The following is a 12,829-nucleotide window of genomic DNA, read 5'->3' on the forward strand; positions in this document are numbered from 1 at the left end:
GGGCACCGGCCTTTCTCTGCTTGGCCTTTCGGTGAACCGGGTAACCCGGCGCATCGAAACCGTCAGCGCACCCGGCCGTAGCCGTACGGCGGCATGACGTCGATCGATCGTTTCTTGACCGGTACGCCGGCGCGGGAGGCGTCGATGATCTGTCCGCCGCCCACGTAGAGCCCGACGTGTCCGAGGCTGCGATAGAAGACCAGATCGCCCGGCTTGAGATCGGCGCGGCTGATCCGGGCGGTGGCGCTGTACTGCGCCGCGGCGTTGTGCGGCAGGGACTTGCCCGCCGAACTCCAGGCCGCCGAGGTCAGCCCGGAGCAGTCGTAGCCGGAGTTGTACGGGCCGTCCGAGCCGTAGTGGTACATCGCGCCGATGGCGTTGAAGGCGTACTTCACCGCGGTCCCGGCGGAGCCGGGGATGGTCGGGATGCGCCCGGTGTACCTGCTGCCGCTCTCGGTCTCGCTGCCGAACGCGGCCCGCCGCATCGCGTACAGCTTCTTGAGGTCTGCTTCGATCTTGCTCTTGCGGGCGGTCAGCTCCTTGAGCTCGGCGGCCTGCTTGTCCTGGGTGCTCTTGAGCGCGGCCTGCCGCTGGGCGTAGGTCTGGGTGGTCTCGGTGAAGGTGGCGATGTCGCGCTGGCGGCTGCGGGACAACTGGTCGAGGAAGCTCATCCGGTCCATCAGGCTGTCCGGGCCCTCGAGCAGCACGTTGACCGTGCCGACCGTGCCGGTCATGTACGCCGACGAGGCGATCGTCTGCACCTGGGCGCTGGCGCTCTTGAGCGCCTCCCGGGCCGGCCCCAGCGACGCGGCGAGGTTCTTCTCGTCCGACTTCGTCTTCGCCAGGCTGATCTTCATCTTGTTGTACGACTCGACGACGTCCTCGAGCTGGTTGGACGCCGCCTCGATCTTCTTGTTGATGTCACTCGTGGAGGGTGCCGCATGGGCGGCCGTCGCGCCGGAGCCGGTGATGGCGACGGCGAGGAACGCGACCACCAGGGCCCGAAGCCTCGTGCGGGCGTGTGACAACGGAACGTGCCTTTCTCCGCATGGCCGCCTACCGGGTTAGCTGTCGCCTGACTTTCTGGCGGCGCTGGGGCGGAAGAATGCCCTACCGCTGACGCGGATTCACCCCAGATGCTGCTCGGCGCTTCCCCGACTCGATACGGCGGCCGGCGCGGCCTCCCAGGGGGTGGTGAGCGCACCTGCCCGCCGCGATGATTCGGCGGCGTCGACCCAGCGCCACCGGAGGGATGTGGCTGCGGACCGGATCAACCGCACCAACCTATCGATGCGCCGCGCAAAATCAAGATGCCGTGGAATGATTCACGCCAATAGTCGGGGATTTACCGATGATCCCGATAACGCATTGCCATGAGGCGGAGTCGCTGCGTTACGGCAGCGCCGCAATTGCCGCGAAACGGTCCTATGCGGCGGCCAGCTCCGGCTTGACCCAATCGCGGCTCACCTTGCGCTCGGCCCAGAACGACAGGAACGGGACCGTTCCCGCCAGCATCACCAGCGCCATGCGCCCCAGCGACCACCGGGCCCGGCGGCCGAGGTCGAAGGTGCACACGAGATACACCATGAAGAGGAAGCCGTGCACCGGTCCCACCGCGGCCACCACGATGTCGTTGTCACCCAGGTACTTCAGCGGCATGCCCAGCACGAGCACGATCAGGATCACGCCGACGACCCAGGCGATGATCCGGTAGCGGGTGAGGGCTCCCTGCACGTTGCACGTCCTTCGTCGTTCGTGGTCAGTTGCGGTGCGCCGGGCCGGGGTAGTCCAGCGGGCGCGCCCCCGGATGTGCCGCCAGCCAGGCGAGGTAGTGGTTGTACTCGGCCAGGTCCGGATCGTCGCCGCCGTCGGGCGCGGCCGGCGTCACGGGCACGCGGACCGGGCGCCGGACGCTCACCACAGCCGCCTGAGCGGTGTCGGGCCCGGCCTCGGTGGCCTCCGGCTCCGCGGGTGCGGTGTCGCGTACGGACGCGCGCCGGCGGCGTTCGTGCTGCACCTCGCGGACCCAGAGGAAGGCGACGAAACCGGCGAAGACCGGCCACTGGAAGGTGTAACCCCAACTCAGGGCGTTGCCCCCGGCCGCGCGGGTGAACTGCCACCAGCCCAGCCCGCAGAAACCGGCGATCAGGACGACCGCGACCACGTGGCGCACGATCCACGCCGGTGTCCACAGCCCCTTCATGCTCCGAGCGTACCGGCGGGGTTTCGGAGTTCGGCGCGACGGGCAAGCGGGAGGCACGCGAAGGGCTCTGCGAAGGGGGAAGGCACATGGCCGACGCGACGCGCCTCGGCGCGGCGGACGGCGTGGCCGAGGTCGGCATCGACCCGGCCGCGCTGGCGGACAACGACCTGCTGCGCGAACTCACCAGCCTCTACCGCACCCGGCTGGACACCCTGCGGCACGGACCCGACGCCGCGCTCAGCAACCACCTGCGCCGTACCGAGGCGCTGGAGAGCGAATACCTGGCCCGGCACCCCGGCCGCGAGGTGGACCCGACCCGGCTCACCCAGGACTTCTGAGGAGACCGTTCCGATGACGCTGCGCGACCGGATCACTCACCTCCGCGAGGCGTACGCGCCGCACGAGCACCGGCCCCTGGACGGCTACGCGGTGGCCATGGGCGCCTTCGGCACGCTCGCCGCCAGCCTCGCCGTGGCCGCGAAGGTGACCGGCCGTCCCGTGCCCGAACGGCCGGCGACCGCCGACGTGGTGCTGATCTCCATCGCCACGCACAAGCTGAGCAGGCTGCTGGCCAAGGACGCCGTGACCAGCCCGCTGCGGGCCCCGTTCACCCGGTACACCGAGCCCGGCGGCAGTGCCGAGGTCCAGGAGGAGGTACGCGCCGACGGCAGTGCCGTGCGCCACGCCATCGGCGAGCTGGTGACCTGCCCGTTCTGCCTGGCGATGTGGGTGGCGGCGGGGCTGACCGGCGGGCTGGTGCTGGCGCCACGGCTGACCCGGCTGGCCGCCGTCACGCTCACCGCCACGGCCGTCTCGGACTTCCTCCAGATGGGGTATTCGATCGCCAAGGAAGCCGCCGAGGGGCCCTGACCCGGCCTGGCCCGCCTCGACCGGCCGGGTCAGGGCGGTCCTGCGGATTCCAGCCCGCTCCACCCCTGGGGGCTCTCCGTCTCGCCCGGCTGGTCGCCGCCGGCGATCTCGCGGTCCACCACGGTGTCCGCGTGCTCCGCCGCGAAGTCGTCGTCCAGGTCGTCCGGGTCCGGGTCGCCGATCGCGGGCGGTCGCTCGTTGTTGGTGGTCACGGTGTGCCCCCTGTGGGTCTGTGCCGGTGTCACGCCGCCAGCGTGCGCAGGGCCTCGGCGGCCTCGTCCTGGGCGTACTCGCCCTCGGGCAGGGCGTCGATGCGGGTGAGCGCGGCCGCGGGCAGGTCGGCGGCGATGGCGCTGCGCTGCAGCTCGGCGCTGGTCAGACGTTCCTGGCCGACGTAGATCTCGTCGAGGAAGGTCTCCAGCAGGCGAAGGTCCTCGTCCACGGCACCTGGTCTACCCGGCCGCACGGGCACCAAACACCGCAAGTGTGGTCTGGGTCACAACGACTGCCGGAATCGGGTGATCGCGCCGACGGTTGGGAACGGATGTCGGTGTGTTCAGTGTCCCCGGGCCTCAACCCATCTGCCTTCGCGGACTACCGTTCGGCTGGAGCCGCGTTGCGCCTTTCGCCGCGAGGCGACCAGCACACCGGCATCTGTGACGCCCCCGGGTCTCCCGGGGGCGTCACACTTTTCCCGGGCTGGTTGACGGGCGCCGGATATGGGTAATCCCTGGCCGTGACTGATGATCGTACTGACCTGCACCTCGCGCACCGGCTCGCCGAGAGGGCAGGGACGCCCGCCGCGTCCGGATCCGGAGAAGCCACCCGTTAGGGGTACGGCTACCGTGTCCGTCGATCCGCATGGCAATATCGGGCAAATGTCTGCCCCGCATCGGAGTCCTGGGGGACTGGTGACCCGCCGGTCCGCGACCATGGCCGGCGCACCGGCCCAGGGCCGTCTCCGCACCCGGGCGCTGTCCGCGGCAGCGCTGCCGCAGTCCGCTCCCGTCGGCCCGCACCCGGTCGAACTGGCCGGGCTCCTGCAGGAGCTCTCCGTACGGCTGCTGGACGCCGAGGATGTGCCTCAGGCGCTGGAGCGGCTGGCGGACTTCGCGGTGGAGGCCGTTCCCGGCGTGCTGCGCTGCTCCGCGGCGCTGATCGGGGACGGCACCCCGCTGACCCGGGCCACCTCCGGCCCGAGCGCCCAGGCCCTCGACGACCTCCAGTACGCCGTCGGCGACGGCCCCGGCCTCGACGCCACCCGTACCCGCACCCTCGTGACGGCCCAGGACCTGCCCGCCGACCCGCGTTGGCCGCAGCTCGCGGACTGCGCCCGCGCCGAGGGGGTGCACGCGGTCGTGGCGCTCCCGCTCGACGTGCAGCGCACCTCGGTCGGCGCGCTGAGCCTGTTCGTGGCCCACCCGCACGGTGTCCACCCGGAGCTGCTGCTGACCGCGATGGCGATCGTCGGCCAGGCCGAGGTGCTGATCGGGGAGGTGCAGCGGCGCGGCGCGCTGCGCGAGGGGGCGACGGTCGACCGTGCGGTCGGGGTGATCATCGCTCAGCGCGGGTGCAGCGTCCGCGAGGCGAACGAGGTGCTGCAGGACACCGCGCGGCGGCTCGGCCTGGACCGCCGTACGGTCGCCGAGCGGCTCATCGCGGCCGCGGCTCGCAACGCGCAGCCGTGACGCGGCGGGCGGCGCCCGGCGCCGCCCGCCGCGTGCGTGGTCAGCCCACCCGCTGAACGACCTCGAACTCCAGCAGACTCGCGCCCGAGGCGACCGGCTTGGCCCGTTCGCCCGCGTGCGCCTGCCGGCCGGAGCCGGTCGACCACGCCTGGAAGTCCTCCTCGGTCTCCCAGCGGGTGTAGACGAAGTACCGGCTCTCCCCGGCCACCGGTCGCAGCAGCTCGAAGCCGAGGAATCCCGGGGAGTTCTCCACGGCGCCCAGCCGCGCCGCGAAGCGCTTCTCGAGTTCCGGTCCGGCGCCCTCGGGCACCTCGATCGCGTTGATCTTCACGACTGCCATGGGCTCCAGGCTAGTGCGCGCACGCGCTGGGGGGTACGGGCGGCCGCGGCCGCCCGTACCCCCCGGTGTGGTGTTGTCCGTCAGCCGCGGCCCGCGGGCGGGCCGTCCGGCCCGGCGGAGGCCGCGACGGCCTTGCCCGGCTCGCCCTCATCCGTGCCGGCCGGTGCGGCGTTCTGCTCGGCCTCCGCGTCGGCGGCGCGCTGGGCCTGCGCCGACCGCTGGGCCAGCGGGATCTCCGGCAGGAAGAACACCACGAGGAGGCCGATGATCATTACGCCGAGGGCCATCAGGTACACGATCTGGATGCTGTCCGAGAAGCCCGCCTTGAAGGGGTGCGCCATGATGTCGGACAACCTGCCGAGGAACGACGTGTCGCTGAGCGCGCCGCCGCCCTGCGCCTGCTGCAGAGCCTGGGCCTGGTCCCGGTGGGTGGCCATCTCCTGCTGGAACGCCGGCGACGACGCGGCCTTCTGGTACGCGCTGTTGATCTTGTCCGGCAGCACGTTGAACAGGACGGACAGGAAGATCGCCGTGCCGAGCGTGCCGCCCATCGACCGGAAGAACGTGACGGTACTGGTCGCCACGCCGATCTCGCGCGGCGACACCGCGTTCTGCACCGCCGTGATCATCGGCTGCATGTTGCCGCCCAGGCCGAGACCCATCAGCACCATGACCAGCATCGTCTGCCACAGCGGGGTGTCCGCCCCGACCAGTGCGAACAGGCCCAGCGACACGGCCATCAGCACGCTGCCGACGATCGGGAAGATGCGGTACCGGCCGGTCTTCGCGATGAGCTGACCCGCCGTGATCGAGCCCGCCATGATGCCGACGACGAACGGGATCATCTGCAGACCCGCGATCGTGGGGGAGGAGCCCTTCACGATCTGCAGGTACAGCGGGACGGTCATCAGACCGCCGAACATCGCCATGCCGATGATCGTGCTGGAGGTCGCGCCGACCGCGACGGTCCGGTTGCGGAACAGGCGCAGCGGCAGCAGCGCCTCGTCCCCGTACGCCCGCTCGGCGAGGACGAAGGCGATCAGACCCAGCGCGCCGATGACGAAGCAGGCGAGGGAGCGCGACGAGTCCCAACCCCACTCGCGGCCCTGCTCGGCGACCGTGAGCAGGGGCACCAGGCCGATGATCAGGGTCAGCGCGCCGGGCCAGTCGATGCGGTGGTCCGTGCGGTGGTGCGGCAGGTGCAGCACCTTCGCCACGACGGCCATGGCGGCGATGCCGATCGGGACGTTCAGGTAGAACACCCAGCGCCAGCCGTCGATGCCCAGGATCGTCTCCTGCCCGGCGAAGAAGCCGCCCAGGATCGGGCCGATGACGCTCGCCGTACCGAAGACCGCGAGGAAGAAGCCCTGGTAGCGGGCGCGCTCACGGGGCGGCACGATGTCGCCGATGATCGCCAGCGCGAGCGACATCAGGCCACCCGCACCGATGCCCTGAATGGCCCGGAACGCGGCCAGTTGGTACATGTTCTCCGCGAGTCCGCAGAGGATCGAGCCGACGATGAACACGCCGATCGCGAACAGGAAGAAGCCGCGGCGGCCGTAGATGTCGGACAGCTTTCCGTACAGCGGGGTGGAGATCGTCGAGGTGATCAGGAAGGCGGTGGTCGCCCACGCCTGCAGGTTGAAGCCGTGCAGGTCGTCCGCGATGGTCCGGGTCGCCGTAGCCATGATCGTCTGATCCAGGGCGGCCAGGAACATGCCCATCATCAGGCCCGCGAGAATCGTGAGGATCTGGCGGTGAGTGAAGTCCGCGGATAATCCCGCCTTTGCGGGCGCGCCGCCGGGTGGGCCGGCCGGCGCCGTCGCGGTGGTACTCGCGTTGCTCACGAAATCTCCCGTGGGGTTGGTGCTGAGTCGCGGCGCATCAGTGCCTCGACGGAGCTGTTGAATTCCTCGAAAAGGGCGGTGAACGCCGCGACCCGCTCCGCGGGCCAGGCGCCCAGCGCCTCACTGAGCAGCGCGTGACGCGCCTCGTGCATCCGCTGGCACGCGGCCTGGCCGGCTTCCGTGGCGGCCAGCCGTGACGACCGTCCGTCGGCCGGGTCGGCCTCGCGCCGGGCCAGGCCCGCCTTCACCAACTGGGCGGCCTGCCGGCTGATCGTCGAGGGGTCCGCCTGCTTGACCTCGGCGAGGTCCGTGACGCGCAGCGGGCCCTGGTGGCACAGCGGGAAGAGCAGCATCAGCGCCGAGAATTCGGCTCCGAAATCCCCGACATTGAGCATGCTCTTGGCGCGGGCGCCCAGCCGGGCGAACCGCACAATCTCGCCCGCGAGCCGGCTCACGCCGTCCTCGGCGTCCCGTTCCACCACGTCATGCCGTCCCATCGCACTAGGCGCGGCCACACCTGGGGACGGTGGCCACGCTGTGATCACTGCGTTGTCGAAATCGGGCTCGGCGGTCACGCCGCCGAGCGGCGCCGGGGCCCTCGATCGGGCAGCCCGGTCATCGCGCTGTCCGGTGCCGTCCGCGGAACGCGGTCCCGGCCCGGTCACGGGTCGCGCACTGCGCCCGTACGTGTGCCTGCGCGCGGCGGCTCATCCTGGCCCCGGCGCTTGATCGTTGTAGCGTACAAGTTGTTGGTTAGCGAAAGCACCTCATGTGGTGCGGATCTCCCAGACGCCCGTGACCAGCAGGTTCGTCTCCTCCAGTGATTCTGGAACGGGCACGGGGTATTCCGCGATCTGAGAGAAGAGGTGTTCCGGGAGGAATCCCCGGCCCGGATCACCCACCAGCACCCGGGCGCCGGCGCGGGCCGCCCGGCGCAGGGCCCGGGTCATCGACGGGACCACGGCCGGGCTGTAGAACGCGTCGCCCGCCAGGACCACCTCCGGCCCACCGGCGTCGGCCCGGCCTTCCGGGTGCGCCTTTTCCGCGTACGTTTCTCCTGGGCCCGGATCTTCCGCCTCGGCCGTGCCGTCGCCGGGGGCCTGGGGGTCGACGGACTCCGCGGCGTCACCGACGATCGCCTCGACCCGGACGCCGTTCGCGGCGGCGTTGCGGGCCACCGCCGCGCGCGCGGCCGGGTCGACGTCCACCGCGCGGACCTCGGCGGCGCCCGCCCGGGCCGCCGCGATCGCCACGACACCCGAGCCGGACGCGAGATCCAGCACCCGGCGGCCCCGCACGACCTCGGGGTGATCCAGTACGTAGCGCGCGAGCGCCTGGCCACCCGCCCAGGCGAACGCCCAGAACGGGAGCGGCTCGTCGCTGTGGAACTCCCCGCCGGTCAGGTCGAACAGCCCGACGTCGGTGGCCATCAGGAACAGCGAGATCTCCGGCACGAGGGGCAGCGGCTGCAGCACAGGGTCGATCGGCACGCGATGATTCTCCGGGCCCACGGGTCCGCCGCCGTGGTGGCGGGGCGCGGCGAGCCGCCGTGAGCCGGGATGGCGGTGCGTCGGCGCGAAATGGACGTGATGCCCCACTTGTCGTTGCGGGTCGTGACGGCGGCGTCGCCGGCTGTGCCGCCCCGGCTCCGAGGGGCGCGACGGCGGGCCGTACCCTCCATCGTGGTCACCGAACGGGTGTGCTCCCGCGAAGGTCGGCACGGTCCGACGTGGCCAACAGGCTGGCGATGCGCCAGACTCCTCGCGGGTGGCGTACCGACGACAAGACCAAATCGAGGGGGTGCCTCCGCCGAAAGACCTGTTATCACAGCCGGTCGGACTCATCCGGGCGGCGGCAGTACCGGGCAGTAGGCTCCGGCGCGCTCACGCGGTCCGGCTGTTAATACGGCGAGCCCGCGGGCGCCCCGATTCTAGACTTCGACAACGGTTGTTGACGGGAGGCTGGCATGGGCGACGAGGTGATCACCGTGCTTGTCGTCGACGGCCACCAGACCTTCGCCGAACTGCTGGGTGTGGCGCTGCGGGGCCAACCCGACCTGCGCTACGTGGGCCACGCCCGCAGCGGGGAGCAGGCGATCCGCCTCGCCGCGGAGCTGAAGCCCGACGTGATCCTGCTCGATCCCGAGCTGCCCGACGCGGACGGCATCGCGATCGCGGAGATGTTGCGGCACCGCCAGCCGGAGACCCGGGTGGTCATCCTTACGGCCAGCAGCGAGGCGACCCTGGTGGGCCGGGCGACGGCGGCGGGTGCCGCGGGATTTCTCAGCAAGAACGGTGCGCTCGGCGATGTGCTCAACGCGGTGCACACCGCGCACGGCGGCGGCATGACGGTCTCCACCGACATCCTCGCCCGGTTGCTGCGCAGCACCACCCCGGTGGTCGGCCCGCGCGCCGGTGGCCTCACCGCCCGTGAACACGAGGTACTCGCGCTCATGGGCGCCGGCCTCGACCCGCGCGCGATCGCCCGCCGGCTCGGCATCAGCGTGCACACCTGCCGCGGGTACGTGAAGGCGGTGCTGGCGAAACTGGACGCGCACAGCCAGTTGGAGGCGGTCGCGGTGGCCACCCGGCGCGGGCTCATTCAGCCGGATCGCCAGTACGGACGGTAATTCTCCCGGCGACTCAACCGCGACCGGCCGGAATCCGTACCACTGGGCAGAGCGCCACCGGAGGTCGACGGCGCCACCGCGGGTGGAGGATTCGCGTGGAACGTACAGTTTCCGGCGACGTGGCGGACAGCAGCGGCATGTCCGACGCGTCCGTTGCGGTCGCGGACCTGCCGTCGGCCTCCGGCGCGCACTGGGCCAACCGGGACTCCGAGGGGGACCGGCGACGCGCGGGCGGGCCGGCTGAGCCATTCGGCCGCACGCCCCCGTCGGGCTCGCTGCCCGAGTCGCCGGCACCCCGCGAGCCGCGCCCGGGCGACGCAACCACACCGGACAGTGCCTCCTGGGCCTTCAGCGTCGCCCCCCGCGACGCGGAGCGCGGAGGCGACCGGACAACCGTGCCGCACCGCGGTCCGGAACCCGGAGTCTCCACCCCGGAGCGCGGTCCGCAACCGGGCGCTGACCTGCCCCGCCGGGTGGCCGGTGCCACGACCGGCGAGCTGCCCAGGCGGGTTCCCGGCTCGGCGGCGGGCGACACCCTGTCGGGCGACCGCGAGAGCCACCCACCGCGGGCCGGAGCCACCCCGGGCCGCCCCGCCGACAAGCTGCCCCGCCGGTCCGCCGGGGCGGCACCAAGCCCAGGCGCCGCGCACCCGTCCCGGCAGGACGACCCGGGCAACCCGGCGGGTCGCGAGGCGCCGGAGCCGCCGTACGGTCCGGCGCCGCCCACCACCGGTGGCCGGGTCTCCTTCGGCTTCACCGCGGGCCCGATCAGCGGTACGCACGCCCGCGCCGGCGCGCCGACTTCGCCGGGCCCGTCGCTGGAGCGTCCGGTCGCCGTCACCGCGCGTCCCGGCCCGCCCCCAGCGGCCCAGGGGCGAGAGGCGCCCCCGGCTGTGCCGCGTCCGGCGCCGTCGCCCGGGCCCACGGGCGGTGCCGCGCAGCGCGATCCGGCTCCGGGACGGCCGGGCGGGCGTACCCCGACCCCGGTCTCGCCCGTGGTGGACCTGGACGACGCGCCGGCTACACCCGCCATCGGGGACATCGTCAACGGTCCGGGGCGCGAGATCCGCCCGCACCGGGCGACCCGCCGTGACCCGGCCGGCCGCAGGGGCGAAGACCACAAGGGAGAAGGCCCCAAACCGGACGGGCGACCTCAGCCCGGCCCCGGGGCCCCGCCCGCCCCGCGGCGATCCCGCGCCGCCACGGCCGTCGCCGCCGGGCTCACCGGCGTCATTCTGCTGGCCGGTACGGTCGCCGGTGTCGTCTTCTTCTCCGGCGCCAACGGCGACATCACCTCGGTACTGCAGCTCGGGGCGGGCTCGGCGGACCGGCGTACCGCGACCGCGCCGCTGGACGGCCGGACCGCCGCCAGCCTGGAGGTGCTCGGCGGGCTCGGCCGGCTGACCGTGCGCAGCGAGGACCTCGGCGACCAGCTCTACCGCATCACCGCGGCGGACGGGTCGGACAGCGTGCCCGCCCCGGTGATCAGCGACGACCAGGTCCGGCTGTCGGTCACCCCGGACGGCGACGGGGAGCCCGGCGCGGTCGAAGTCGTCCTGTCCGCCAACGTCCGCTGGTCGCTGCGCTTCACCGGAGGCGCGGACGAGCAGCTCATCGACCTCAGCAGCGGCCAGGTCGGTGACGTCGCCCTGACCGGAGGGGCCCGCCGGGTCGCGCTGACCCTGCCCAAGCCGGTCGGCACCGTCGGGGTCCGGGTGGACGGCGCGCTCGACGAGCTGTCCGTGAAGTCGCCCGCCGACGCGCCCGTCCGGGTCAAGGTGCAGAGCGGCGCGAAGACCGTCACCGCGGGCGCCCGGACCCTGCGCGACGTCGCCCCGGGCTCGACCCTCACCCCGCGGAACTGGCAGGTGCCGGACCGCTACGACCTGGACGCGGCGGCCCGGATCACCCTGCTGCGGGTCGAGACGAGTTAGCTACGCCAGGACCCGCAGCCGTACGGTCTGATCCATGGCGCGCAGCTGCGCCAGCACCTCGTCGGTGTATCCGCCGCTGATGTCGGTGACCAGGTAGCCGTACTCGCCGCGGGTGGTCAGCAGCTGACCCTCCACGTTGACCTCGTGGTCGGCGAGGATCTTGTTGACCTGGGCCAGCACGCCCGGGGTGTTGAGGTGTACGTGACCGATCCGGCTCATGCCCTCCTGCAGCGGCAGGGCGACACTGGGCAGGTTGACGCTCAGGGTGGTGTTGCCCTCCTGCACGAAGCTGGCCAGCTTGGTCGCCACGAAGTTGCCGATGTCGGACTGCGCCTCCTCCGTGGACCCGCCGATGTGCGGGGTGAGGATGACGTTGGGCAGCCCGCGCAGCTCGGAGACGAACTCGTCGCCGCGGCCCTTCGGCTCCTTGGGGAAGACGTCCACGGCAGCGCCGGAGAGGTGCCCGCTGGTCAGGGCCTCCCGCAGGGCGACGTGGTCGACCACGATGCCACGGGAGAGGTTGAGGAAGATCGCGCCCTTGGTCATCCGGGCGAACTGCTCCGCACCGAAGAATCCCGCGTTGCCCGGGCGGCCGTCGACGTGCAGCGTGATGATGTCCGAGGATTCGAGCAGCTCGTCCAGGCTGGCGCAGCGCCGGGCGTTGCCCAGGGCCAGCTTGTCGGCCGTGTCGTAGAACGACACCTGCATGCCCACGCTCTCCGCCAGCACCGACAGCTGGGTGCCGATGTTGCCGTACCCGACGATGCCGATGCGCCGGCCGCGGATCTCGTGGCTGCCGTCGGCCGCCTTGTCCCAGACCCCGCGATGCATGCCGCTGTTCTTCTCGGTGAGCCGGCGGGTCAGCGCGATGATCTCGGCCAGGGCCAGCTCGACCACGGAACGGGTGTTGGAGAACGGCGCGTTGAAGACCGCGATCCCGGCGCCCGAGGCGGCCGGCAGGTCGATCTGGTCCGTGCCGATGCAGAACGCCCCGATCGCCACGAGGCTGTTCGCCGCCTCCAGCACCTTGGCCGTCACCCGGGTCTTGGAGCGGATGCCGAGCAGGTGTACGCCGTCGATCCGTTCGATCAGCTCGGCCTCGTCGAGGGCGTTGCGGACGGACTCGACCTCGTAACCGTTGGCCTCGAGCCGGGTCACGGCGTCCGGATGGATGCTCTCCAGGAGGAGGACTCGTACCTTCGCTTGGTCGATCATCAGTTTCCGTTTCGTGTGCGGTTGCGCCGTCCGGGCCGCCACGCCGAAGCCCAGCTCACGGCACACCAGCGTAGTGCCCTCGGCGGTCGCCTCCACCGCGGTG

General features: G+C 72.0%; 15 protein-coding genes. 5 read left to right on the forward strand and 10 right to left on the reverse strand.

The genetic code is table 11. The features are described 5' to 3' along the window. Positions 1–62: 62 nt before the first annotated feature. The 3 genes from EV385_RS21315 to EV385_RS21325 all read right to left on the reverse strand — a co-directional run bounded on the left by EV385_RS21315 (position 63) and on the right by EV385_RS21325 (position 2,203). Positions 63–1,028, reverse strand: a complete 966-nt coding sequence (locus EV385_RS21315; protein ID WP_242624991.1) for a C40 family peptidase — start codon at positions 1,026–1,028, stop codon at positions 63–65. A 397-nt stretch (positions 1,029–1,425) separates the two neighbouring features. Further along, a complete protein-coding gene (locus EV385_RS21320) occupies positions 1,426–1,734 on the reverse strand; it encodes a DUF3817 domain-containing protein (RefSeq protein ID WP_130511057.1) in 309 nt (102 codons plus the stop codon). Positions 1,735–1,759: 25 nt separating this feature from the next. Next, entirely contained in the window at positions 1,760–2,203 is a 444-nt protein-coding gene (locus EV385_RS21325; RefSeq protein ID WP_130511058.1) for a hypothetical protein, read from the reverse strand. 86 nt (positions 2,204–2,289) lie between these two features. On the opposite strand from EV385_RS21325, the gene EV385_RS21330 reads away from it, so the two are divergent. Then, the gene (locus tag EV385_RS21330; protein ID WP_130511059.1) at positions 2,290–2,541 is read left to right on the forward strand and encodes a DUF6158 family protein; all 252 of its coding nucleotides are present in this window, start codon (positions 2,290–2,292) and stop codon (positions 2,539–2,541) included. Between the two features lie 13 nt (positions 2,542–2,554). Then, positions 2,555–3,073, forward strand: a complete 519-nt coding sequence (locus tag EV385_RS21335; protein ID WP_130511060.1) for a DUF1360 domain-containing protein — start codon at positions 2,555–2,557, stop codon at positions 3,071–3,073. A 29-nt stretch (positions 3,074–3,102) separates the two neighbouring features. Here EV385_RS21335 and EV385_RS21340 read toward each other — a convergent pair whose 3' ends face one another. After that, entirely contained in the window at positions 3,103–3,318 is a 216-nt protein-coding gene (locus EV385_RS21340) for a hypothetical protein (RefSeq protein ID WP_242625387.1), read from the reverse strand. Further along, positions 3,315–3,515 carry a hypothetical protein gene (locus tag EV385_RS21345; protein WP_242624992.1) on the reverse strand — a complete coding sequence of 67 codons (201 nt, stop codon included), beginning with the start codon at positions 3,513–3,515 and terminating at the stop codon, positions 3,315–3,317. Before EV385_RS21345 ends, EV385_RS21340 begins: the two co-directional genes overlap by 4 nt. A 469-nt stretch (positions 3,516–3,984) precedes the next feature. On the opposite strand from EV385_RS21345, the gene EV385_RS21350 reads away from it, so the two are divergent. Next, a complete protein-coding gene (locus tag EV385_RS21350; RefSeq protein WP_242624993.1) occupies positions 3,985–4,761 on the forward strand; it encodes a GAF and ANTAR domain-containing protein in 777 nt (258 codons plus the stop codon). A 40-nt stretch (positions 4,762–4,801) separates the two neighbouring features. Here the strand turns inward: EV385_RS21350 and EV385_RS21355 are convergent, their stop codons facing one another. From EV385_RS21355 to EV385_RS21370, 4 genes are all read right to left on the reverse strand, one after another. Beyond that, entirely contained in the window at positions 4,802–5,101 is a 300-nt protein-coding gene (locus tag EV385_RS21355; RefSeq protein ID WP_130511062.1) for an antibiotic biosynthesis monooxygenase family protein, read from the reverse strand. Between the two features lie 80 nt (positions 5,102–5,181). Continuing rightward, positions 5,182–6,948 carry an MDR family MFS transporter gene (locus EV385_RS21360; RefSeq protein WP_165449549.1) on the reverse strand — a complete coding sequence of 589 codons (1,767 nt, stop codon included), beginning with the start codon at positions 6,946–6,948 and terminating at the stop codon, positions 5,182–5,184. Then, positions 6,945–7,523, reverse strand: coding sequence for a MarR family winged helix-turn-helix transcriptional regulator (locus tag EV385_RS21365; RefSeq protein ID WP_242624994.1), 579 nt, complete (start codon positions 7,521–7,523; stop codon positions 6,945–6,947). Before EV385_RS21365 ends, EV385_RS21360 begins: the two co-directional genes overlap by 4 nt. A gap of 192 nt (positions 7,524–7,715) precedes the next feature. Next, a complete protein-coding gene (locus tag EV385_RS21370; protein WP_130513473.1) occupies positions 7,716–8,378 on the reverse strand; it encodes a class I SAM-dependent methyltransferase in 663 nt (220 codons plus the stop codon). A 536-nt stretch (positions 8,379–8,914) separates the two neighbouring features. Between EV385_RS21370 and EV385_RS21375 the strand changes: the two genes are divergently transcribed. After that, entirely contained in the window at positions 8,915–9,577 is a 663-nt protein-coding gene (locus tag EV385_RS21375; RefSeq protein WP_130511063.1) for a response regulator, read from the forward strand. A 95-nt stretch (positions 9,578–9,672) separates the two neighbouring features. Beyond that, positions 9,673–11,511, forward strand: coding sequence for a hypothetical protein (locus EV385_RS21380; RefSeq protein ID WP_130511064.1), 1,839 nt, complete (start codon positions 9,673–9,675; stop codon positions 11,509–11,511). Here the strand turns inward: EV385_RS21380 and serA are convergent, their stop codons facing one another. Further along, complete coding sequence (gene serA / locus EV385_RS21385; protein WP_130511065.1) at positions 11,512–12,726, reverse strand: phosphoglycerate dehydrogenase; 1,215 nt, start codon at positions 12,724–12,726, stop codon at positions 11,512–11,514. Between the last annotated feature and the right edge of the window lie 103 nt (positions 12,727–12,829).

This window comes from Krasilnikovia cinnamomea, assembly GCF_004217545.1.
Lineage (GTDB): Bacteria > Actinomycetota > Actinomycetes > Mycobacteriales > Micromonosporaceae > Actinoplanes > Actinoplanes cinnamomeus.